The 23,623-nt window shown below is 34.8% G+C and carries 16 protein-coding genes; 14 read left to right on the plus strand and 2 right to left on the minus strand.

Features of this window, described 5'->3' with window-relative positions:
- Positions 1-17: 17 nt before the first annotated feature.
- The 9 genes from DUZ96_RS05265 to DUZ96_RS12980 all read left to right on the plus strand — a co-directional run bounded on the left by DUZ96_RS05265 (position 18) and on the right by DUZ96_RS12980 (position 16,163).
- On the plus strand, positions 18-1,865 hold the full coding sequence (locus DUZ96_RS05265) for an endonuclease (protein WP_114300905.1): 1,848 nt from the start codon (positions 18-20) through the stop codon (positions 1,863-1,865).
- Positions 1,866-1,867: 2 nt separating this feature from the next.
- Positions 1,868-2,737 carry a fructosamine kinase family protein gene (locus tag DUZ96_RS05270; RefSeq protein WP_114300906.1) on the plus strand — a complete coding sequence of 290 codons (870 nt, stop codon included), beginning with the start codon at positions 1,868-1,870 and terminating at the stop codon, positions 2,735-2,737.
- A gap of 134 nt (positions 2,738-2,871) precedes the next feature.
- Entirely contained in the window at positions 2,872-6,534 is a 3,663-nt protein-coding gene (purL, locus tag DUZ96_RS05275) for a phosphoribosylformylglycinamidine synthase (protein ID WP_114300907.1), read from the plus strand.
- Positions 6,535-6,704: 170 nt separating this feature from the next.
- A complete protein-coding gene (locus DUZ96_RS05280) occupies positions 6,705-8,483 on the plus strand; it encodes a long-chain fatty acid--CoA ligase (RefSeq protein WP_114300908.1) in 1,779 nt (592 codons plus the stop codon).
- A gap of 421 nt (positions 8,484-8,904) precedes the next feature.
- A complete protein-coding gene (locus DUZ96_RS05285) occupies positions 8,905-9,366 on the plus strand; it encodes a MarR family winged helix-turn-helix transcriptional regulator (RefSeq protein WP_114300909.1) in 462 nt (153 codons plus the stop codon).
- The gene (locus DUZ96_RS05290) at positions 9,359-11,767 is read left to right on the plus strand and encodes a 3-hydroxyacyl-CoA dehydrogenase/enoyl-CoA hydratase family protein (RefSeq protein ID WP_114300910.1); all 2,409 of its coding nucleotides are present in this window, start codon (positions 9,359-9,361) and stop codon (positions 11,765-11,767) included. The genes DUZ96_RS05285 and DUZ96_RS05290 overlap by 8 nt, the downstream gene beginning before the upstream one ends.
- A gap of 4 nt (positions 11,768-11,771) precedes the next feature.
- Positions 11,772-12,962 (plus strand): acetyl-CoA C-acyltransferase, encoded by a 1,191-nt coding sequence (locus DUZ96_RS05295; RefSeq protein ID WP_114300911.1) that lies wholly within the window; start codon positions 11,772-11,774, stop codon positions 12,960-12,962.
- 25 nt (positions 12,963-12,987) lie between these two features.
- The gene (locus DUZ96_RS05300; protein ID WP_114300912.1) at positions 12,988-14,790 is read left to right on the plus strand and encodes an acyl-CoA dehydrogenase family protein; all 1,803 of its coding nucleotides are present in this window, start codon (positions 12,988-12,990) and stop codon (positions 14,788-14,790) included.
- A 95-nt stretch (positions 14,791-14,885) separates the two neighbouring features.
- Positions 14,886-16,163, plus strand: coding sequence for a nuclear transport factor 2 family protein (locus DUZ96_RS12980; RefSeq protein WP_220222691.1), 1,278 nt, complete (start codon positions 14,886-14,888; stop codon positions 16,161-16,163).
- Here the strand turns inward: DUZ96_RS12980 and DUZ96_RS05310 are convergent.
- Complete coding sequence (locus DUZ96_RS05310) at positions 16,160-17,485, minus strand: Xaa-Pro peptidase family protein (protein ID WP_114300913.1); 1,326 nt, start codon at positions 17,483-17,485, stop codon at positions 16,160-16,162. The two genes, DUZ96_RS12980 and DUZ96_RS05310, sit on opposite strands and share 4 nt — an antisense overlap.
- 65 nt (positions 17,486-17,550) lie before the next feature.
- Between DUZ96_RS05310 and DUZ96_RS05315 the strand changes: the two genes are divergently transcribed.
- The 5 genes from DUZ96_RS05315 to DUZ96_RS13230 all read left to right on the plus strand — a co-directional run bounded on the left by DUZ96_RS05315 (position 17,551) and on the right by DUZ96_RS13230 (position 22,259).
- Positions 17,551-18,705: a DUF6265 family protein gene (locus DUZ96_RS05315; RefSeq protein ID WP_220222693.1), complete on the plus strand. Its 1,155-nt coding sequence runs from the start codon at positions 17,551-17,553 to the stop codon at positions 18,703-18,705.
- 75 nt (positions 18,706-18,780) lie between these two features.
- Positions 18,781-20,127 (plus strand): M28 family peptidase, encoded by a 1,347-nt coding sequence (locus DUZ96_RS05320; RefSeq protein WP_114300914.1) that lies wholly within the window; start codon positions 18,781-18,783, stop codon positions 20,125-20,127.
- Positions 20,127-21,761 (plus strand): M1 family metallopeptidase, encoded by a 1,635-nt coding sequence (locus tag DUZ96_RS05325; RefSeq protein ID WP_114300915.1) that lies wholly within the window; start codon positions 20,127-20,129, stop codon positions 21,759-21,761. The genes DUZ96_RS05320 and DUZ96_RS05325 overlap by 1 nt, the downstream gene beginning before the upstream one ends.
- Positions 21,761-21,898 (plus strand): hypothetical protein, encoded by a 138-nt coding sequence (locus tag DUZ96_RS12895; RefSeq protein ID WP_181855228.1) that lies wholly within the window; start codon positions 21,761-21,763, stop codon positions 21,896-21,898. Before DUZ96_RS05325 ends, DUZ96_RS12895 begins: the two co-directional genes overlap by 1 nt.
- A 289-nt stretch (positions 21,899-22,187) precedes the next feature.
- Positions 22,188-22,259, plus strand: coding sequence for a hypothetical protein (locus tag DUZ96_RS13230; RefSeq protein ID WP_114300984.1), 72 nt, complete (start codon positions 22,188-22,190; stop codon positions 22,257-22,259).
- Positions 22,260-22,341: 82 nt separating this feature from the next.
- On the opposite strand, the gene DUZ96_RS05335 is transcribed toward DUZ96_RS13230, so the two are convergent.
- Positions 22,342-23,559 (minus strand): GTP-binding protein, encoded by a 1,218-nt coding sequence (locus DUZ96_RS05335; RefSeq protein WP_114300916.1) that lies wholly within the window; start codon positions 23,557-23,559, stop codon positions 22,342-22,344.
- Positions 23,560-23,623 lie beyond the last annotated feature (64 nt).

Raw genomic sequence — 23,623 nt, forward strand, 5'->3', positions numbered from 1 at the left:
CAATACAATTAGATACTATGAGACACATTTACATTTTATTTTTATTTATAGCTGGCTTAGCATATAGTCAAATACCTTCAAATTATTACGATTCGGCGAATGGCTTGTCGGGTTATGCTTTAAAAACGCAATTAAAAAACATCGTAACAAGTGGTCACACATATAATGCAAGCAGTTATGATAACTTATTTACTGCATATGCATCAACAGATAGAGATTATTATTATGAAAACGATGGCTCTTTGCTAGACATATATTCAGAAAACCCTACAGGTTCGGAGACTAGTTATAATATTCCTAACGACGAATGTGGTGGTAATATTACTGGTGAAGGTCAATGCTACAATAGAGAACATTTATTCCCGCAAGGGTTCTTTAACAATTCAGATGCATTACCGATGGTATCTGATATTCATACTGTAGTTCCTACAGATGGATTTGTTAATAATGGAAGAAGTAATTACCCCTTTGGTATTGTATCAAACACGAATACCTCCTATGCTAACGGATCAAAATGGGGAACAGGAAATAACTACGGATATACTAATAGGGTTTTTGAACCAATCGATGAATTTAAAGGTGATATCGCAAGAGCCATGCTTTATTTTGCAGTAAGATATGAGGACAACTGGAATGATAGCGGTTGGGAAGCACCTGATGCATCACCTTACAACCCATTAAATGGAACTAGTGATCAATTTTATGAAACATGGTTTATCAATACCATGTTAGATTGGCACGCGGCAGATCCTGTTAGTCAGAGAGAATTAGACAGAAATGACGAAGCTTATAACTTTCAAGGTAACGCAAACCCATTTGTAAATCATCCTGAATACGCAGCATTAATTTGGAATCCAGTACCAGATACTCAAGCACCATCTGACCCAACAAATTTGGTTACTTCAAACCCAACTGATAATAGCATTAATTTAAGTTGGACAGCATCAACTGATAATGTTAGTGTAACATCATATGACATTTATCAAGATGGTGTTAATCTATACAACACAGTTACAACCTCCTTTGTAGTTACTGGACTTAGTGCAAATACAAATTACTGTTTTACTGTTAGAGCAAATGATGGATCTGGTAATACTTCTGGCTTTAGTAATCAAGCTTGTGAAACCACCTCAGATAATGGTTCACAAACAACTGACCTCTTCATCTCTGAATATGTTGAAGGTAGCGGTAATAATAAAGCTATTGAAATTGCTAATTTCACTGGGTCTTCTGTTAATCTTAGTTCATACTCACTTCAAAGAGACACCAATAGTAATGGTATCTGGAGTGGTGAAATTACGTTATCTGGAACTTTAAATGATGGAGATGTTTATGTAGTTGCTAATGGAAGTGCTGATTCTTCAATATTAGCAGTTACGGATCAGACAGCTGGTAGTAGTTCCGCAATGGCATTTAATGGAGATGATCCTGTAGGATTATTTAAAAATGGAACATTAATTGATATTTTTGGAAATTTTGGTGGGAGCAATAGTTTTAGCAATGTAACATATAGACGCCAGGAATCTGTAACGGAACCTACAACCGCTTTTGATCTTAACGGTGAATGGGATATGTATCCTCAAAATAATATTGATGATTTAGGTAGCCACTCCCAAGTTTTGAATATTGAAAATTTTGAAGTTTTAAATTTCAGTATTTATCCAAATCCTTCAAGAGGAAACACGTTAAATGTTAGCACTAATACAAGTCTTCAATTTGAGGTTTATTCAATTTTGGGCAAGAAGGTTTCTGAAGGGAATCTCATTAGCAATCAAATAGATATCAGCGATTTGAAAAAAGGGATATACCTTATAAAATTTACGGTAGGTGAAAATAGTAAAACCTATAAATTAGTTCGTCTATAAAAATGCATTTAATTGAAGGCTTACAGAGGCATATTGAGGATTTACTTAATACGTCAATAGTAGGCTCTAGATCACTTTCAGGTGGTGATACAGCTTCTGTTTACAAATTAGACTTTGCTGATAAGACGTCCTCTATACTTAAGTGCAGTCGTAATATTGGTTCTGTAGATATGTTTGAAGCAGAAGTCTCTGGACTTCAACTTATTGCCAGTACAAATACTATCGCGACACCAAGTATTTTGAATTACGGAACTCATAATGACATCTCCTTCATCCTTATGGAGTATGTCAAAGGAAAATCTCCATCTAAGGAAGACTACAAAAAACTTGGATATCAAATTGCACAACTTCATGAACACACATCTGATAATTTTGGCTTAGACGATGATAATTTTATTGGAAGTCTTGAACAAAAAAACAATCTCATTAATAATTGGATTGACTTTTATAGTGAACAACGTTTAGGATTTCAAATAAAAATGGCCATTAAAAAAGGGCTTTTAATAAACTCAGAGATTCCATCAATTGATGATATCAAAACTTGTTTACAATCTTATTGTAAGAAGGTAAAACCATCCTTAATACATGGCGATTTATGGAACGGTAATTTTATAGTTTCAGAAGACGGAAGACCATATTTAATTGACCCTTCGGTATCATACAGTCATTCTGAAATGGATATCGCAATGAGTAGACTTTTTGGAGGGTTTGATTCAAGTTTTTACCAAGCCTATCATAATGAAAAACCAATTACCGAATATTATGAAGAACGTATTGAGATTTATCAATTATATTATTTACTCGTTCATTTAAATATTTTTGGCACCTCTTATTATGGCTCGGTAAAACGTATCTTAAACAATCATTTTTGATTTTATTTTCTTGTAGGTTTTTTTGTTCAAAACATGTTGAATACTTAAACATTTGAAATTGATTTTTAAGTCAGTTTATCACAATTTCGATTAACTTTGTGTTTTTATTTTTCACACCAAATACTAAGACATAAATGATTCATTTCTTCGGAAACCAAAACAGTAAAATATTTGCTGTTCAAGTAACAAAAGAATTATCAACAGAAGACATTTCAAAATTGGTATGGCTTTTTGGCAACCAACCTAAAATAGAACAAGCATCAATAGATGCTTTTTTTGTTGGTCCGAGAGCAGCAATGATAACACCATGGAGTACAAATGCTGTTGAGATTACCCAAAACATGGGTATAGATGGAATTGTTCGTATTGAAGAATTCATGTCAGTTACAAAGGATTTTAAGGATTATGATCCTATGATTTCCGAAAAATTCAACCAATTACATCAAGATATTTTCACAATTGATATTCTGCCTGAAGCTATTAAATACATTAATAATATTGAGGCTTATAATCAACAAGAAGGTTTATCACTTAGTGATGAAGAAGTGGAGTATTTAGAAGGTGTTTCTAAAAAAATTGGACGACCATTAACAGACTCTGAAGTATTTGGATTTTCTCAAGTAAATTCTGAACACTGTAGACACAAAATTTTTAATGGTACGTTTGTCATAAATGGTGAGGAAATGCCAACTTCATTGTTTAAGCTTATCAAAAAAACTTCAGAAAAACATCCAAATGATATTGTATCTGCCTATAAAGACAATGTCGCCTTTATTAAGGGACCTGTTGTTGAACAGTTCGCACCAAAAAGAGCAGATATTCCAGATTACTACACAACAGAAGATTTTGAATCTGTAATTTCTTTAAAAGCTGAAACTCACAATTTCCCAACTACTGTAGAGCCATTTAATGGTGCGGCAACTGGTTCGGGAGGTGAGATTAGAGACAGACTAGCCGGTGGAAAAGGATCTATCCCACTTGCCGGAACGGCAGTATATATGACATCATATTCTAGACTAGAAGAAGAACGTCCTTGGGAAAAAGCCTTTCCTGAACGCAAATGGTTGTATCAAACTCCAATGGATATTCTTATTAAAGCAAGTAATGGTGCATCAGATTTTGGAAATAAATTTGGCCAGCCTTTAATCTGTGGTTCCGTATTAACGTTTGAGCATCAGGAACAAAAGGATAGACTCGGTTTTGACAAAGTAATAATGCTAGCCGGTGGTATCGGTTATGGCAAAAACGATCAAGCCCTTAAAGACACTCCGAAAACCGGAGATAAAATTGTAATTCTTGGTGGAGATAATTATCGTATTGGTATGGGAGGTGCTGCAGTGTCCTCTGCTGATACGGGAGAATTTGAATCGGGAATTGAGCTTAATGCCGTACAGCGTTCTAATCCAGAAATGCAAAAGCGAGCTGCTAATGCTGTTAGAGGAATGGTTGAAAGTGAAGAGAATTATATTGTATCAATACACGATCATGGTGCAGGCGGTCATCTAAACTGTCTATCGGAATTAGTAGAAGATACAGGAGGTAAGATTAATCTTGATAATTTACCAATTGGTGACCCAACACTTTCAGCTAAGGAGATTATTGGAAACGAGTCTCAAGAGCGTATGGGCTTAGTAATTTCAGAAGAACACCTCAATATATTGCAGAACATAGCCGATAGAGAGCGTTCTCCAATTTATGACGTTGGTGACGTTACAGGGAATGATCGTTTCACTTTTGAGTCTGAAAAGTCTGGTGCTAAGCCTATGGATTTGGCATTAGAAGATATGTTTGGCAGTTCACCAAAAACAATAATGTCAGATTCAAAAATTGAAAAACAGTACACTGGTATATTATACGATACTGACAGGTTATATGATTATTTAGATCAAGTGCTTCAATTAGAAGCGGTTGCTTGTAAAGATTGGCTAACAAATAAAGTAGACCGTTGTGTGGGTGGTAAAGTTGCGAAACAACAATGTGCCGGACCATTGCAATTACCTTTAAATAATGTTGGAGTTATGGCACTAGATTATAAAGGAAAAGAAGGTATTGCAACTTCAATTGGTCATTCACCTATTTCAGGGCTAATAAATCCTGAAGCAGGTAGTCGAAATTCGATAACGGAAGCACTAACCAATATTATTTGGGCACCACTTAAAGATGGCTTAAAAAGTGTATCATTATCTGCAAATTGGATGTGGCCTTGTAAGAACGAAGGTGAGGATGCTAGATTATATGAAGCGGTTAAAGCAGTTTCTGATTTTGCCATTGACTTGGGTATAAATGTCCCAACAGGAAAAGATTCGCTTTCAATGAAGCAAAAGTATCCTGATGGTGATGTTATAGCTCCTGGTACAGTAATAATTTCTGCAGCTGCAAATTGTAATGATATTTCAAAAGTAGTTGAACCCGTTTTTCAAAAGAATAAAGGTTCCATTTATTACATCAATTTATCGCAAGACACCTATAAATTAGGTGGAAGCTCTTTTGCACAGATTAATAATAAAATTGGAAGCAATACTCCAAATGTAAGAGATGCCAATTATGTAAAAACTGTTTTCAATACCATACAAAACCTGATTAAAAATGATAAAATAGTTGCAGGGCATGATGTTGCTTCAGGTGGTTTAATAACTACCCTTTTGGAAATGTGTTTTGCTGCTAATAATTTGGGCGCAGAGATAGATCTTACAAATCTTGGTGAGAAAGATTCATTTAAGGTCCTCTTTGCAGAGAATGCGAGTATTGTTATTCAATCTAAAGATGACTCTATTGAGGCAGAGTTATCAGATGCAAATATTGAATTCCTTAAAATTGGAGAAGTTACTGAAAGTGATGTATTAGGTATTATCAATAGCAACCAAGTATACACCATGACAATATCTCGTTTAAGAGATGTTTGGTATAAAACCTCGTATTTATTAGACCAGAAACAAACCGCTAATAACTTGGCGACCGAACGTTATAACAATTTCAAGCATCAACCTTTAGAGTATAAATTCCCAGAACATTTTACTGGCAAGCTACCGAAGATAAATTCAGGCCAACCAAAACCAAAGGCTGCCATATTAAGAGAAAAAGGAAGTAATTCTGAACGGGAAATGGCTAATGCCATGTTCTTAGCTGGATTTGATGTTAAGGATGTCCATATGACTGATTTAATCTCAGGTAGAGAGAATCTTGAAGATATCCAGTTTTTAGGAGCTGTTGGCGGTTTTAGTAATAGTGATGTTTTAGGCTCAGCAAAAGGTTGGGCTGGAGCTATAAAGTATAACGAAAGGGCCAATAGAGTTATCCAGAATTTCTTTGATAGAAAAGACACCTTATCTGTAGGTATCTGTAATGGTTGTCAATTATTTATGGAACTCGAAGAGATTTACCCAGAACATGAAGTTCATGGTAAAATGGTTCATAACGATTCACTGAAACACGAAAGTAGTTTTACCTCAGTAAAAATTCAAGAGAATAATTCTGTGATGCTTTCAACTTTAAGTGGTTCTACATTGGGAGTTTGGATATCTCATGGTGAAGGTAAATTTGATTTACCATATTCAGAAGACAAATACAATATTGTTGCCAAATATGGTTACGAAGGATATCCTGCTAACCCAAATGGATCAGATTTTAATACCGCCATGATGTGCGATAAAACTGGTAGGCATCTGGTAACTATGCCACATATTGAACGTTCTACTTTCCAATGGAATTGGGCGCATTACCCCAGTTACAGAAAAGATGAAGTTTCTCCGTGGCTCGAAGCGTTTGTAAATGCCAGAAAATGGATTGAAAGCAGATAATCACATAAAGAAAAAAAGCCTGAAGAAATCTTCAGGCTTTTATGAAACAAAAAATATTCAATTGTTAGTTTATTTATAAAAAAACCGACTACAAAAGTCATATTATAATAATTATAACCTAGATTTTTATATTTTCGTAATATTCTGACTAATTATTTGCATAAACGATTATGATTGAAGTTACACGTCTTTTTGATTTCCCTTATTATCAATTAGAAAATAAACCAAACGATTCTGCCCTGGTGACTAAATACGATGGGAAATGGACTCCTATATCAACTAAGGAGTATTTAGATAAAGCTAATGCCGTAAGTAGAGCACTAATAAAACTTGGTGTTCAAAAAAATGATAAAATCGCAGTGATTTCATCAACTAACAGAACTGAATGGAATATCATGGATATTGGTGTATTACAAGTAGGTGCACAGAATATTCCTATTTATCCAACAATATGTTCGGAAGACTATGAATATGTGTTGAACCATAGTGAATCTCTATATTGCTTTGTTTCTGATGAAGAAGTTTTGGAAAAGGTTAACAAGATCAAAAACAACACAAAACTAAAGGAAGTATATTGTTTTGATCATATTAAAGGGTGTAAACACTATTCTGAATTGTTTGAAATTGGCAAGGATGAAAATACTCAGGGAGAAGTTGAAAAGAGAAAAGATGAAGTAAAGCCTGAGGACTTAGCAACAATTATATACACATCAGGAACAACTGGCAGGCCAAAAGGTGTGATGCTATCTCATTGGAATATAACTAGTAACGTTCTAGCGAGCTCACCTCGAGTTCCTCTTCCTCCATCTGGTGAAACAAGGGTCTTAAGCTTTTTACCAATTTGCCACATTTTTGAAAGAGTACTTATATACGTTTATCAATACGAAGGGACATCGATTTACTTCGCAGAAGCACTAGATAAAATTGGAGACAATGCAAAAGAAATTCATCCTCATTTAATGAGTGTCGTTCCTCGACTTCTAGAAAAAGTATTTGATAAGATAATGCTTAAAGGGGAAGAACTAACAGGAATTAAAAAAGCACTATTCTTTTGGGCAGTACGTCTTGGTGAAAAGTGGGAACCATATAATGTAAATGGGAGCTGGTATGAATTTAAATTGAAAATTGCCAACAAATTGATATTTAGTAAGTGGCGAGAAGCTTTAGGTGGCGAATTAGGTACAATGGTTTCTGGTAGTGCTGCACTACAAACTAGATTAGCAAGAGTATTTGGAGCTGCTGGTATGAAGGTGATGGAAGGTTATGGACTTACCGAAACTTCTCCTGTTGTCTCCGTAGGAATGTATAACGATAAACATTATAAAATTGGGACAGTTGGCAAACCTATAGATAATGTTGAAGTAAAAATTGCTGAGGACGGTGAGCTCTTAATTAAAGGGCCCAATGTAATGATGGGTTATTATAAAGACCCAGAGAAAACAGCAGATGTAATGACTAATGATTATTTCCATACTGGAGATAAAGGTGTAATTGATGAAGAAGGATTTTTAAAAATAACTGGGCGTAAAAAAGAAATGTTTAAAACTTCAGGAGGTAAATATGTAATTCCGCCTCTTCTTGAAAATGAAATGAAGCAATCACTTTTCATTGAGCAGATTATGGTGGTAGGTGAAGGAGAAAAAATGCCTGGTGCAATCATTCAACCTAATTTCGAATTTATTAGAGATTGGATAAACCATAAAGAATATGACGATATTGGTACTTCTGAGCACGAAATTGCAACTTCAAAAAGAGTTATAAAACGTATTCAAAAAGAAGTTGACAAATACAATAAGAATTTTGGTAATTGGGAGCAGATTAAACGATTTGAACTTACACCTGAGATTTGGTCAATAGATGATGGCCACCTTACACCTACCATGAAAATGAAACGAAGTGTTATTCGAAAAAAATACGATGATTTGTACGAGAAAATCTATAGACCTTAAAATTTAAACTTCTTTTAAGAATTGGAATTAGATATAATAAAAGATTAATAAAATATTTTGTACTACAATAGTCCTGTTACATTAAATCCAGTTGATTTATAATACTTTTTCTGTTTTATCACATCTTTAAACGTACTAACTAAACATATCATATTATAAAAATAGAAATATTTGTTATCGCAGGACTTGTTGAAGGAATTGTTGTTAATATCCTAATATCTATTGTTGTAGGAGCTGCTGTTGGGCTTATACAATGAAAAGTAAAATAGCATTAATTTAGCTTTAAATTGAAAAAGTGTTTCTGATTGGGAACACTTTTTTTGTATCTACTAATAAGAGATATACTATGCGTGCATAATTTTTTTAATATACTATGCATGCATAGTATATTTTTATTATATTTGAAAAGTTCCTAAAAAATATGAAAGACAAAACAATAGATTATATACTGAGAACAACGTGGTTAGCAGTAAATAAAATGTATAATGAGGAGGCTTCTCAGTTTGGCACTACAATGGCCACAGGCTTCGCTTTATTAAGTATTGACCCTGAAAAAGGGACACCATCAACCTCTTTGGGTCCAAAAATGGGCATGGAAGCCACTAGTCTCTCACGTACTCTAAAAACTATGGAAGAAAAAGGGCTGATTGAGAGAAAGCCAAATCCAGAAGATGGACGTGGAGTGTTAATACATTTAACCGAGTTTGGCAGAGAGAAACGTGAATATTCTAAAGAGCGCGTTTTAATTTTTAACAATGCTATAAAATCGAATATCACAACAGAAAAACTTGAGAATTTTTATGAGGTAGCTGAAGTTATAAACAATATGATTTCCAACAAAAAAATATACACTAAAAAAGAACAGACTATAAATAATGAGTAAACGTAGAATTAAAAAAATAGCCATTATTGGATCTGGTATTATGGGAAGCGGTATTGCTTGCCATTTTGCCAATATCGGTGTCGATGTCTTATTATTAGATATTGTGCCAAGAGAACTTAATGACAAAGAGAAAGCAAAGGGCTTAACTCTTAATGATAAGGTTGTTAGAAACAGATTGGTTAATGATGCTTTAATGACATCAATTAAATCTAAACCAGCACCTCTTTATCATCCTTCCTTTAAAAATAGAATTACAACAGGTAATTTAGAAGATGATATTGAAAAGGTTGTCGATGTAGATTGGATCATGGAGGTTGTTGTAGAACGCTTGGATATTAAGCAACAAGTATTCGAAAAACTCGAAAAACACAGAAAGCCAGGTACGCTTATAACATCTAATACTTCTGGTATTCCTATTAAATTCATGAGTGAAGGTCGCAGTGAAGATTTTCAAAAGCATTTCTGCGGTACCCACTTTTTTAATCCAGCAAGGTATCTAAGATTATTTGAAATTATTCCAGGCCCTAAAACTGATGCTTCAGTATTAGAGTTTTTGAATGGCTACGGAGAACAATTTCTTGGCAAGACTTCTGTTGTCGCCAAGGATACACCAGCATTTATTGGTAATCGTATTGGGATTTTTAGCATAATGAATGTCTTCCATGTTGTAGAAGAATTAGGAATGACAATAGAAGAGGTAGATAAATTATCTGGTCCTGTTATAGGTCGTCCTAAATCTGCAACTTTCCGCACTGTTGATGTTGTTGGTTTAGACACACTTGTTCACGTTGCAAACGGAATCAAGGATAACTGCCCTAATGATGAGCGCCTTGAGCTATTTACCATACCAGATTTTATCAATACCATGATGGAGAACAAATGGTTAGGGAGTAAAACTGGTCAAGGTTTTTACAAGAAAAGTGTATCTGCAGAAGGTAAAAAAGAAATACTTTCCTTGGATCTGAAAACTTTAGACTACAGATCAAAACAGAGAGCAAAATTTGCTACACTAGAGCTTACCAAAACCATTGACAAAGTAGCTGACAGATTTAAAGTTCTTATCAGTGGTAAAGATAAAGCAGCAGAATTTTACAGAAAGCACTTTGCTGCTCTATTTGCATATGTATCTCATCGTATACCAGAAATTACTGATGAAATCTATAAGATTGATGATGCGATGAAAGCTGGTTTTGGCTGGGAAGACGGCCCATTCCAAATTTGGGATGCAATAGGTGTTGAAAAAGGAATTGAAATGATAAAAGCTGAGGGTTTAGAACCTAATGCTTGGGTAACTGAGATGCTTGATGCAGGGAGTACTTCATTCTACACTGTTAAAGATGGTGCGTCATTTTGCTATGACATACCTAACAAATCACAAGAAAAGATACCAGGTCAGGATAGCTTTATAATCTTAGATAACATCCGTAAAACGAATGAAGTATTTAAAAATTCAGGTGTAGTTATTGAAGATTTAGGTGACGGAATTCTCAACTGTGAATTCCAATCTAAAATGAATACCATTGGAGGTGACGTTTTAGCTGGGTTAAACAAAGCAGTTGATCTTGCTGAAAAAGATTTTGATGGTTTGGTTATCGGTAATCAAGGAGCAAACTTCTCTGTTGGTGCGAACATTGGAATGATATTTATGATGGCTGTAGAACAAGAATATGAAGAGTTGAATATGGCCATTAAGTATTTCCAAGACACAATGATGAGAATGCGTTATTCGGCAATTCCGACTGTCGCCGCACCTCATGGTCTGGCCTTAGGTGGTGCATGTGAGTTATCAATGCATGCTGACAAGGTTGTTGCTGCCGCTGAAACTTATATTGGTTTAGTTGAATTTGGAGTTGGTGTAATTCCAGGTGGTGCTGGATCGAAAGAAATGGCGTTAAGAGCATCAGATACTTTCAGGAAAGGTGATGTGGAATTAAATGTTCTTCAAGAGTATTTTCTAACTATAGGAATGGCTAAAGTGGCAACTTCTGCTTATGAAGCTTATGATTTAGGAGTTCTTCAGAAAGGTAAAGATATAGTAGTTGTTAATAAAGACAGACAGATAGCAACTGCGAAAGCGCACGCAAGGCTAATGGCTGATGCAGGTTATACTCAACCCGTAAGAAGAAAAGATGTAAAGGTAATAGGAAAGCAGGCTTTAGGTATGTTTTTAGTGGGAACAGATTCTATGGAGGCAAGTCACTACATTAGTGAGCACGATCAAAAAATAGCGAATAAACTAGCTTATGTGATGGCTGGTGGAGACTTATCAGAACCAACACTAGTTACCGAGCAATATTTATTAGATCTAGAGCGTGAAGCCTTCCTCTCATTGTGTGCAGAACGTAAAACATTAGAAAGAATTCAGCACATGCTTAAAACCGGTAAACCTTTAAGAAACTAAGACAATGAAACAAGTATATATAGTAAAAGGATATAGAACTGCCGTAGGAAAATCTAAAAAAGGTGGTTTCAGATTTAAGAGAGCTGATGAACTTGCAGCTGAGACAATTCAATATATGATGGGAAAGTTACCTGACTTTGATGTTACTCGTATAGATGACGTTATTGTTGGTAATGCTATGCCAGAAGGTTCTCAAGGCCTTAATATGGCACGTATAATATCATTAATAGGTTTAAACACTGTTGATGTTCCTGGTGTAACGGTAAATCGTTTTTGTTCATCTGGTTTAGAAACAATCGCAATGGCTGTTGCAAAAATAAAAGCTGGAATGGCAGATTGCATTATTGCAGGTGGAGCAGAAAGTATGAGTAGCGTTCCTATGACAGGCTTTAAACCAGAATTAAACTACAACATCGTAAGTTCTGGACACGAAGATTATTATTGGGGAATGGGAAATACTGCAGAAGCTGTAGCAAACAAATTCAATGTTTCTAGAGAGGATCAAGACGAATTTGCTTATAACTCCCACATGAAAGCTTTAAAAGCCTTAGAAGAAGATAGATTCCAAGACCAAATAACACCTATTGAGGTTGAAGAGACTTATGTTGATTCAAATGGTAAAAAGGCAAATAGAAAATTCACCGTAACTAAAGATGAAGGACCAAGAAAAGGCACAAGCAAAGAAGCGTTAGCAAAACTAAGACCTGTATTTGCTCAAGGCGGATCCGTAACTGCAGGTAATTCCTCTCAAACTAGTGATGGTGCCGCATTTGTTTTGGTAATGAGTGAAGATATGGTTAAAGAACTAAAACTTGAGCCAATTGCACGTTTAGTAAGTTATGCGGCCGCTGGTGTTCCTCCAAGAATTATGGGTATTGGACCTGTTGCAGCAATTCCAAAAGCTTTAAAACAAGGTGGACTTTCACAAAAAGACATTGAACTAATAGAATTGAATGAGGCCTTTGCCTCACAATCACTTGCAGTAATGAGAGAACTAGATTTAAATCAAGACATCGTTAATGTAAATGGTGGTGCTATTGCATTAGGGCATCCTCTAGGATGTACTGGTGCTAAGCTATCGGTTCAATTATTTGATGAAATGCGAAAACAAAATATGAAAAACAAATATGGCATGGTAACCATGTGTGTTGGCACAGGACAAGGTGCTGCCGGAATATTTGAATTTTTAAACTAATAGAAAATTATCAATTATATAAGCAATGGAAACAATTGAGAAAGAATTATTAAGAGGTGGACAGTTTTTAGTTAAGGAAACTAACTGTGAGGATGTATTTACACCAGAAGATTTTAATGAAGAGCAGCAAATGATGAAAGAAGCGGTAATAGAATTTAATGACCGTGAAATTATTGCTCATAGAGAACGTTTTGAGAAAAAAGACTATGCATTTACGGAAGAGTGCATGCGTAAGGCAGGTGAACTTGGATTTTTAGGTGTAGCCGTACCTGAAGAATATGGAGGATTAGGAATGGGATTTGTTTCTACAATGCTTGTTTGTGACTACATATCAAGTGGTACAGGTTCATTTAGTACGGCATTTGGTGCTCATACTGGTATTGGTACAATGCCAATCACCTTATACGGTACTGAAGAACAAAAACAAAAATATGTACCTCAATTAGCTACTGGAGAATGGTTTGGTGCTTACTGTTTAACGGAGCCAGGAGCAGGTAGTGATGCTAATTCTGGTAAAACAACTGCTGTATTATCTGACGACGGTAAATCCTATAAAATTAATGGACAGAAAATGTGGATTTCCAATGCAGGATTCTGTAAGTTGTTTATAGTCTTTGCAAGGATTGAAGATGATAAAAATATTACGGGATTTATTGTTGAAAATAACCCATCAAACGGTATTACCTTAGGTGAAGAGGAGCATAAACTAGGTATTAGAGCTAGTTCTACAAGACAAGTGTTTTTTAACGATACTGTAGTTCCTTTAGAAAATATGTTAGCAGGTCGCGGTGAAGGTTTTAAAATTGCCATGAATGCTCTTAATGTAGGTAGAATTAAATTAGCTGCTGCTTGTCTAGATTCTCAAAGAAGAATTACAACTACAGCCATTCAATATGCAAACGAACGTAAACAATTTAAAACGCCGATCGCAGATTTTGGAGCTATAAAATCTAAAATTGCAGAAATGACAGCAAGTGCTTATGCTGGAGAATCTGCATCTTATAGAGCAGCAAAAAATATTGAAGATCGCATCGAAATAAGACGAGCTTCAGGAAATACACACCAAGAAGCAGAATTAAAAGGTGTTGAAGAATATGCGATTGAATGCTCTATACTTAAGGTAGCAGTTTCAGAGGATGTACAGAATTGTGCAGATGAAGGGATCCAAATATTTGGAGGAATGGGCTTTTCTGAAGAGACCCCTATGGAAGCAGCTTGGAGAGATGCTCGTATTGCACGTATTTACGAAGGTACTAATGAGATAAACCGCATGTTATCTGTAGGTATGTTAGTTAAAAAAGCCATGAAGGGTCATGTTGATTTATTAGGTCCAGCGATGAAAGTTAAGGATGAATTAATGGGTATACCATCCTTTGACGTTCCTGATTATTCTGAATTATTCTCAGAGGAAAAAGATATCATAGCAAGACTTAAGAAAGTATTCTTGATGGTGGCAGGAGCTGCAGTACAAAAATTTGGCCCAGAATTAGAAAAGTACCAGCAATTGTTAATGAATGCCTCAAATATTTTGATAGAAATCTATATGGCAGAATCTGCAATTTTACGTACTGAAAAGAATGCTAAGCGATTTGGTGAAGAAGCTCAAAAAGAGCAAATCGCAATGGCAAAACTATATTTGTTTAATGCTGTAGAAATTATCAAGAAAAATGGTATAGAAGGCATTATTTCATTCGCCGAAGGTGATGAACAAAAAATGATGTTAATGGGCTTAAAGCGTTTTACAAAGTACACCAACTACCCTAACGTTGTTGAACTAAGAAACACTATAGCAGATAAAGTTAAAGCAGAAAACAAATATTGTTTCTAATAAACCCCCTAAGGACGAATTAGAAGCTAAGAGCCAATTCTTTATTGAATTGGCTTTTTTTATTTTATTACCTTTCGATTAGCAAATTTTATAATATGAAATCGATATTAAACTTACTTCTTTGTTTTTTCACTCTAATTAGTTTTTGCCAATCAAACACAGATGTGTTTCTTTTTGACTTAGTATCCAATAACAATTCTATTAAGGTTACCAATGGCACTAACATTTCAAATAATGAAGGTTATGATAACCAACCCTCATTTTTAAATGACGATAGAATCTTATACTCTTCCACAAGAAATGGCCAAACAGATATTGCTCAATATTTTAGCAATTACAAATCTAAGGTGTGGATTAACTTTACGGAAGGCAGTGAATATTCACCATTAAAAATTCCAAATAGAAATGAGGTTTCGGCTGTTAGACTAAATAAAGATGGTAATCAGCGGCTTTACAGATACAATCTTAGTAATGGGGAATCAAGCGAGTTAATTCAAGATTTAGTAGTTGCATACTATACATGGTTTAACGAGGAAACTATTGTTTCTGCTGTTATTGAAGACCAGCAACTTAATTTATTTACAACTAATATTTCAGCAGGTACAAGTAGAAAATATGCAACTAATGTTGGACGATCATTTCACAAAATCCCCAACTCAAATTTGATAAGTTTTATTTCAAAAGAAAATGAGAATCAATGGCAAATAAAATCAATAAATCCAGACACAGGTGTTACAAAATTAATAGCAAATACCATGGAGGGTGTTGAGGATATATGTTGGCTCAATAATAAAACAATTTTATCTGGGAGAGGAACAAAATTGTATAAGCTCACTTTAAACAAAGACAATAATTGGGTAGAAATAAGCGATTTTAGTTCTCTTGGAATTACTTCAATTACAAGAATAACAGTAAACTCGTCTATGGACAAACTCGCTATTGCAGCTGATTTTAAAACTGCAAATGATAATACTGAAACTACTAATCAAGACGAAGAACAGGATGATACTGATACAACATCTACGGAAAGCAACAAAGAAGTAACAGAAATAGAAACCATTGTTCAACGTAATTTAGATGCTTACAATGCTAGAGATATAGATGCATTTATGAAGGATTATGCAGATGATATTACGTTATATGCCTATCCTAATACGTTGCAAACAGAAGGTAAGGAAGCCATGCGAAAAGGATATAAAGATTGGTTTGGAAGAGTTCCAGATTTAAGGGCTTTTATCAAAAAACGGATTATCATTGGCAATAAGGTCATTGATGAAGAGCAAGTTACAGCAAATGGTCAAATCTTTAATGCAGTAGCAATTTATGAAGTAGAAAATGGTAAAATATCCAAAGTAACCTTTATCCAGAATTAGTTTGACTTAATTAAAATCAAATCTTCCTGAGGTTCAATTAAATATTCAGCTTTATCTTTTTTAACTACGGCCATTTCTTCAACGGAAATTGTTTTAGTGCCACCATCTTCTAATTTCCAAGCATGAAAACCATCAAATGCAAAGGTCATTCCTTCTTTTATAATTTTTTCAGATGCAGGTCTAACATGCGATGCTCGTGATCCTCCTAAATTTGGTCCTACATCATGCGCTACATAACCTACAGGATGTCCTGTACTCCACATAACATATTCTGAACCTGCTTTTTCCATTAAGGTACGTTGTGCTCTATCAACATCTACACCCTTAACTCCTGGTTTCATTGCACTAAGAGCAGCTCTATTGCCTGCTTTGCCACTTTCCCAGTAATGCATTATATCATCAGGTGCTTCTGTTTCATCCTCTTTCAAAACATAAGCAAATCGCTGTATGTCACTTACCCAGCGATCATAAACTTTTATCCCAAAATCAATTTGTATAACATCTCCTGGCATTATTATTTTATCTGTAGCATGAGAATGCCCTCTGTCTACACCAGAATTTACATTTGGGTTCTGGTCTGGAGCCCAACCATCAGTAACGCCATATTCAGTCATTTTTTGTTTTAAAAACTTTGCAATATCAGCATCCGTAGATTTACCAGGTATTACTTCCTTATAAGCTTCAATTTGCCAATCTGCCGTGAGTTGAGCCGCCTTTCTAAGAATTTCAACTTCTTCAGGTAACTTAATTGATAACCATTCATATACTACTTCGGTTGAAGATACCAACCTATCTGCATTTTCACCCATCAACTCTTCAATGTATTTTCTTTGAGTGTATGACATGCCATCGGCCATAGAGTTACTATCCGAAGAATTAATTGCAATTGATTTAAAATTCATTTCAAGAATAAAATTTACTGCCATCTTAACAGCTGAAGTGCCACGTTCTACACTTATTACCTCATCATGTATATTTAAATCATCTAATGCTGTTGCTTCACCAGAAGGTGAAAAGACCTTGGAGTGAAAACCATCTGGATCGTTATAAAACAGAAATGCCGCCGTACCACCAGCATTTTCACCACCTATATGATCTGCAATCGGATCATTGTTATTTTCTCTACACACAACCATCCAACAATCCACATCAGAATTTTTAAGTGCTTTTGGTAAAAGTTGATTGATTCGTTTTGTTCTTATTTCTGGCCAGGGATTTTCACCCCAATAAGTATCTGGTTCAATTGATTTTTTTTCATTGCTTTCATTTTTACATGAAAAACAGACCAAAACAATAAGTAGAATTCTCGTGAAATTGTTCATAATTAAAGATTATGTTATCTTGACGAAAGATAATAATAGTCATAAAGACTTAAAAGAATCATTTAATGAAAATCACTTACCTATTCTCGCTACTAATATGTTTAAATATAACATCAAAACAAAAGGCTATTGAACCAACTCTAGAAAATATTTCATGGATTTCGGGCACATGGCATGGAGAAGCCTTTGGTAGTATTACAGAAGAAATTTGGAGTGAACCATCTGGTGGATCAATGTTGGCCACCTTTAAGTTAATTAATGAGGGAAAGGTTAAATTTTATGAAATTGAAATAATTAGGGAAATTGAAAACAGCCTTATTCTTCAATTAAAACATTTTGGACCAGATCTAAAAGGTGGGGAAACAAAAGACAAAACTGTAGTCTTTCCTCTAAAGGAGATAACTGAAAATAAAGTGGTATTCGAAGGGATTACATTCGAAAAAATTAGTGATTCTGAGATGAACGTTCATGTTGATATAAATGAAAAAAGTAAAGTTGAAACCGTAATATTTAATTATAAAAAAGCAATTCAAAATTCTAAACCGATAAAACAATTGATTGAAGTATATCATACTACTACAGGTCCAGTATTAGACGGTAAAGCAGATGAAGAAATTTGGAAAAAGAGTGAATGGCACAAATTAGATCAACGGTGGCTTGGTAATCCATATTCAGAAAAAGACTTTTCAGGCAAATATAAACTTGCATGGACTGAGGACGCCCTTTACTTATTAGCTGAAATTCAAGATGACAAACTTGTTGATTTTTATGAAGATCCTTTAACCACGTGGTGGGATGATGATTGTTTAGAAATATTCATAGATGAAGATAATAGTGGTGGTGAACATCAATTTAATCATAATGCTTTTGCTTATCACATTGCATTAGATGGAAATATAGTTGACATGTCAACTAAAAAGGAAGGGAAACTGTATAACTCACATGTACAATCAAAAATTAAAACGGAGGGCAATACCACCATTTGGGAGGTTAAAGTTTCTCTTTATGACGATTCATATGATGATGATGATAAAAATTATCCTGTAAAATTACATACTAATAAAAATGTAGGTTTTGCTTTAGCCTACTGTGATAATGATAGTAGTAAAAACAGGGAAAACTTTATAGGATCGGTATATGTAGAAGGTGATGATAAAAACAGAGGTTGGATAGATGCCAATATTTTTGGAACTCTTATACTTAAATCCTCTAAAAACTAAGTTTGTATTAACAAATTTTTATACAATCTCATTTTTCAATCAATTATTTTTAAGCTTTATTTCAATACAATTACAATGAAAACAACCATTATTGCCTTAGCATTGCTTTTTTCCATTACAATTGAAGCACAAACAGATCCTAAAATTTATGATATTGTTGATGCCGTATCAGAAGATAGATTAAGAAATGATGTCAAAAAACTCGCAGATTTTGGGACTAGACATACCTTAAGTGATACGCTTTCTGAGACAAGAGGTATTGGTGCTGCAAGACGTTGGATTAAATCAGAGTTTGATAAAATTTCTAGTAACTGTAACGATTGTTTAGAAGTTTTTTATCAAAAGGATTTGGTTGAAAAAGGGACAAACCAACGCATTGTAAAAGATGTAATGGTGGTCAACGTAGTTGCAATACAACGAGGAACAAAATATCCAAACAGGTATATTATCATGAGTGGTGATATAGATTCTAGAGTTTCTGACCCAACTGATTACACCACAGATTCTCCTGGTGCTAATGACAACGCGACTGGAATGGCTGGTGCCATGGAAGCTTCAAGGGTTCTTTCTCAATATAAATTTGAAAATAGTATTGTTTATGTTGGACTCTCTGGAGAGGAGCAAGGGTTATTTGGAGGTCAAGGTTTAGCAAAATATGCTAAGGAAAATGAATGGGAAATTATTGGTGTGTTAAATAATGATATGATAGGTAACATTACTGGTGTTGACGGCGTAGTTGACAATAGAACATTCAGAATTTTTTCAGAGCCTATTACAACAGACATAACCGACCCAAAAACATTAGCTAGACAAGCAAGAAGTAGACGTTTTTATGGTGGTGAAGTAGACGGAATATCAAGGCAATTGGCTCGTTATGTTCATAAAACGACTAAAACCTATATGCCTGAAATGAATCCAATGATGGTATATCGCCTAGACAGATTTGGACGTGGTGGTCACCACAGGCCATTTAATGATCAAGGTTTTGCTGGTATTCGTATTATGGAAGCCCATGAAAATTATACCCAACAGCACCAAGATATAAGAATAGAAAATGGAATTAATTATGGTGATACTTTTGAACATGTTAATTTTCCATATTGTAAAAAATTAACAGCTGTTAATGCCATAACCATGGCTAGCCTTGCTTCTGCTCCTCCATCACCAAAAGAAGTAGGAATTGGAGGTGTCGTTGAAGCCTCAGCTAAATTTAAATGGAATAAAGTTGAAGGTGCTAAAGGCTATAAAATTTATTGGAGAGATACCACTTCCCCTACTTGGGATAATAGTAGGTACGTTGGCGATATTTCAGAATTCACATTAGAAGGTATAGTAATTGATAATTATTTTTTCGGAATATCTGCAGTTGGTGAAAACGGACATGAAAGTTTGGTGGTATTCCCAAACAAAATTTTTAGGTAATGAAAAAAAAAGCCATAACAGCAATTTTCTTATTATGCCTCTCATTAAGCTTTGCTCAACTACTTCAAGAAAAGAACAACTTTACAAGACAAGACTCATTACGTGGTAGTATCACTCCAGAACGTGAGTGGTGGGATCTCACATATTATCATTTAGATATTGAAGTTAAGCCAGACGAAAAGTTTATTTCGGGTAAGAATACAGTTCAGTATAAAGTACTTAAACCTCACAATAGGATTCAAATAGACTTACAATCTCCATTGCAGATTGAAAAAGTGATTCAGAATGGAAAAGAATTATCCTTCACATCAGAAATGAATGCACATTTTATTAATCTTGTTGACCAGCAAGAAGTCAATACCATAAATTCCTTAACCCTGCATTATAAAGGACATCCAAGAGAAGCTAAACGTGCACCTTGGGATGGTGGTTTATCCTGGAAAAAGGATGAAAATGGCAAACATTTTGTTGCCACATCTTGCCAAGGATTAGGTGCAAGTGTATGGTGGCCAAATAAAGATCATATGTATGATGAACCTGACAGTATGTTAATCAGTGTCACCAACCCAAAGGGTTTAACAAATGTTTCTAATGGCAGACTTCGCAATCTTGAAGAAAATGATGATAACACAGTAACATCACATTGGTTTGTGAGCAATCCTATCAATAATTATGGTGTCAACATTAATATAGGTGATTACACACACTTTTCAGAAACGTATAATGGCGAAAAAGGAGCATTAGATATGGATTACTGGGTATTATCCGATAATCTAGAAATAGCGAAAGAACATTTTAAGGATGCTCCAAAAATGATGAAGGCTTTTGAACATTGGTTTGGTTCTTACCCATTTTATGAGGATAGTTTTAAACTGGTTGAAGTCCCTTATTTAGGTATGGAGCATCAAAGTTCTGTTACTTATGGCAATCAATACAAGAAGGGATATTTAGGTAATGATCTGTCAGGAACAGGCTGGGGACTTAAATTCGATTTTATAATAATTCATGAAGCCGGACATGAATGGTTTGCAAATAACATTACTTACAGAGACGCTGCAGATATGTGGATTCATGAAGGATTTACAGCTTACTCGGAAAACTTATTTCTAGACTATTATTACGGCAAGGAAGCATCAGCAGACTATGTTATAGGCACAAGAGCTAATATTCAAAATGACAGACCGCTTATTGGACAATATAACGTCAACAATGAAGGGTCAAGTGATATGTATTATAAAGGTGCCAATATGCTTCACACATTACGCCAATTAATTGAGGACGATGGCTTATGGCGAGAAATCTTACGTGGTTTGAATAAAGAGTTTTATCATCAGACTGTGTCGAGCCAACAAGTAGAAGACTACATTAGCAAACGCACAAATAAAGACCTTACATCATTTTTTAATCAGTATCTACGCGATGTTAGGATTCCAACTTTAGAATATAAAATGAAGGACGGTAAATTAAATTATCGCTATACAAATATTATTAAAGGTTTTGATATGCCTATCCAAGTTGAGTTAGATGGGTATTCTCATTGGCTCTTTCCAAATTCGGAATGGCAAGTGTTAAAAACACCAGCTAAGACTTTTAACATAGATCGAGATTTTTACATTGAGACCAAAGAAATCTGATGATTTCAGAAATACCAGAATATTATTTTGAACGCGATGTAGAATGGTACGATTGGTTGCAATCCAACCACGATAAGTTTAAGGCTGTACTTCTTATCTTCTATAAACTCGAGACTGCTATGCCCACCATGCGCTAGGAGTAAGCAGTTAAGGTTACACTATGTTTCGGCTGGATTGATTCTACAGTAAAAAGTCTAGGTAAAGGAAAGCGAAAACAGTATTTCTCACCTCGCAATCCAAAAAGTACGTGGAGTGCTTTAAACAAAAAATACATCATAGAGCTTGAAGACGCTGGACTTGTCTAAAACCCAGGATACGACATGATAAATCTTGCTAAAAAACAGGTACTTAGACGGCAATAGATGATGTTGAAAATGGAGTAATTCCACCTGCCCTGCAAAAGCCTTTAATACTAATCCAAAAGCCATTGAAAATTTTAATAACTTCAGTCATGGATATCGTAAAAGTTATCTCTCATGGCTGAATAGTGCAAATTAAAAAAAGAAATAGTGTGCTCTTGGTTCTTATATACATAATGAAATAGTTAGGTGATATAAATATATGCGAAAAATGCTTAGGTCTATTCAATAGCATAGGCACGTTCTATTGGCCAAGAATCTTCATAACCTTCCTCCCATTTATGTGATTTAATTTCATCATCTGTAGCTAAACAACTATCAAGATGAGATCTGACTAGAGCTTCATCCATATCCTGCCCAATAAAAACAATCTCGTTTTTTCGATCGCCAAATGTCGTATCCCAATCTTTTTCAATATGATCCTGATTTTCTACAAAAGCGTATTGCTGTATTCTACTTTCAAAAGGCATACTGCTCCACCAAACTCCTGCACTATCTGCCTTTAATGAGCCTCCTGCTTGTCCCCAGATTAAAGCTTGGTCTGGACGCGAAGCCAACCAAAACAATCCCTTACTTCTTATAATGGATAACGGAAATCTTTGTTGTATATAATTCATAAAACGAACAGGGTCAAATGGCTTTTTTGTTCTATAAACAAAAGAAGAAATCCCATACTCCTCTGTTTCTGGAGTGTGGTCTTCCTTATTCAGTTCTTCGATCCATCCTGCACTTTGCTCAGCCTCATCAAAATCAAATAACCCAGTATTTAGAATTCTACTTGGATCTACTTTGCTGTAACTAGACTCAATAATCTGAGCAGATGGGTTTAATTTGTTTATAGTTGCTCTTAATACACCCAAGTGATCTTTGGAAACTAAATCCGTCTTATTTAGAATAATTACGTTGGCAAATTCTATTTGATCAGTCAATAGATTTACTATGGTTCTATAATCATTTTCAATATCTGTTAAATCTCTATCTACCAGTAATTCAGGACTACCAAAATCCTTAAAGAAATTAAAGGTATCTACAACAGTAACCATGGTATCAACATAGCTAAAGCGTGATAGGTCAATACCATTTTCCTCATCGACAAATGAAAAAGTTTGTGCTACGGGAATCGGTTCACTAATACCTGTACTCTCAATAAGTAAATAATCAAATCTGTTTTCCTTAGCAAGACGTTCAACCTCAACCATTAGATCTTCACGCAGTGTACAACAAATACATCCATTACTCATTTCTACAAGCTTCTCCTCTGTACGCGAAAGCGTATTCTCGCTTTTAACAAGTGCCGCATCAACATTTACCTCACTCATATCATTAACAATTACAGCAACCTTTAGGCCTTGCTTATTATGCAGAACATGGTTTAATAAAGTTGTTTTTCCTGCTCCAAGAAAACCACTTAAAACAGTAACCGGCAATTTCTTATCCATAGTCTATAGATTTATTATTAATGAAGAGGACAAATTTAAGTGTAATAAATTACAAATGCAACCA

The organism is Winogradskyella sp. KYW1333, from assembly GCF_003335675.1.
Classification (GTDB): Bacteria; Bacteroidota; Bacteroidia; order Flavobacteriales; family Flavobacteriaceae; genus Winogradskyella.

What these genes read in the sequence shown, in the direction of transcription:
- DUZ96_RS05265 (WP_114300905.1), top strand. Translation starts at nt 18, where the DNA reads ATGAGACACATTTACATTTTATTTTTATTTATAGCTGGCTTAGCATAT.
- DUZ96_RS05270 (WP_114300906.1), top strand. Translation starts at nt 1,868, where the DNA reads ATGCATTTAATTGAAGGCTTACAGAGGCATATTGAGGATTTACTTAAT.
- purL (WP_114300907.1), top strand. Translation starts at nt 2,872, where the DNA reads ATGATTCATTTCTTCGGAAACCAAAACAGTAAAATATTTGCTGTTCAA.
- DUZ96_RS05280 (WP_114300908.1), top strand. Translation starts at nt 6,705, where the DNA reads ATGATTGAAGTTACACGTCTTTTTGATTTCCCTTATTATCAATTAGAA.
- DUZ96_RS05285 (WP_114300909.1), top strand. Translation starts at nt 8,905, where the DNA reads ATGAAAGACAAAACAATAGATTATATACTGAGAACAACGTGGTTAGCA.
- DUZ96_RS05290 (WP_114300910.1), top strand. Translation starts at nt 9,359, where the DNA reads ATGAGTAAACGTAGAATTAAAAAAATAGCCATTATTGGATCTGGTATT.
- DUZ96_RS05295 (WP_114300911.1), top strand. Translation starts at nt 11,772, where the DNA reads ATGAAACAAGTATATATAGTAAAAGGATATAGAACTGCCGTAGGAAAA.
- DUZ96_RS05300 (WP_114300912.1), top strand. Translation starts at nt 12,988, where the DNA reads ATGGAAACAATTGAGAAAGAATTATTAAGAGGTGGACAGTTTTTAGTT.
- DUZ96_RS12980 (WP_220222691.1), top strand. Translation starts at nt 14,886, where the DNA reads ATGAAATCGATATTAAACTTACTTCTTTGTTTTTTCACTCTAATTAGT.
- DUZ96_RS05310 (WP_114300913.1), bottom strand. Translation starts at nt 17,485, where the DNA reads ATGAACAATTTCACGAGAATTCTACTTATTGTTTTGGTCTGTTTTTCA.
- DUZ96_RS05315 (WP_220222693.1), top strand. Translation starts at nt 17,551, where the DNA reads ATGAAAATCACTTACCTATTCTCGCTACTAATATGTTTAAATATAACA.
- DUZ96_RS05320 (WP_114300914.1), top strand. Translation starts at nt 18,781, where the DNA reads ATGAAAACAACCATTATTGCCTTAGCATTGCTTTTTTCCATTACAATT.
- DUZ96_RS05325 (WP_114300915.1), top strand. Translation starts at nt 20,127, where the DNA reads ATGAAAAAAAAAGCCATAACAGCAATTTTCTTATTATGCCTCTCATTA.
- DUZ96_RS12895 (WP_181855228.1), top strand. Translation starts at nt 21,761, where the DNA reads ATGATTTCAGAAATACCAGAATATTATTTTGAACGCGATGTAGAATGG.
- DUZ96_RS05335 (WP_114300916.1), bottom strand. Translation starts at nt 23,559, where the DNA reads ATGGATAAGAAATTGCCGGTTACTGTTTTAAGTGGTTTTCTTGGAGCA.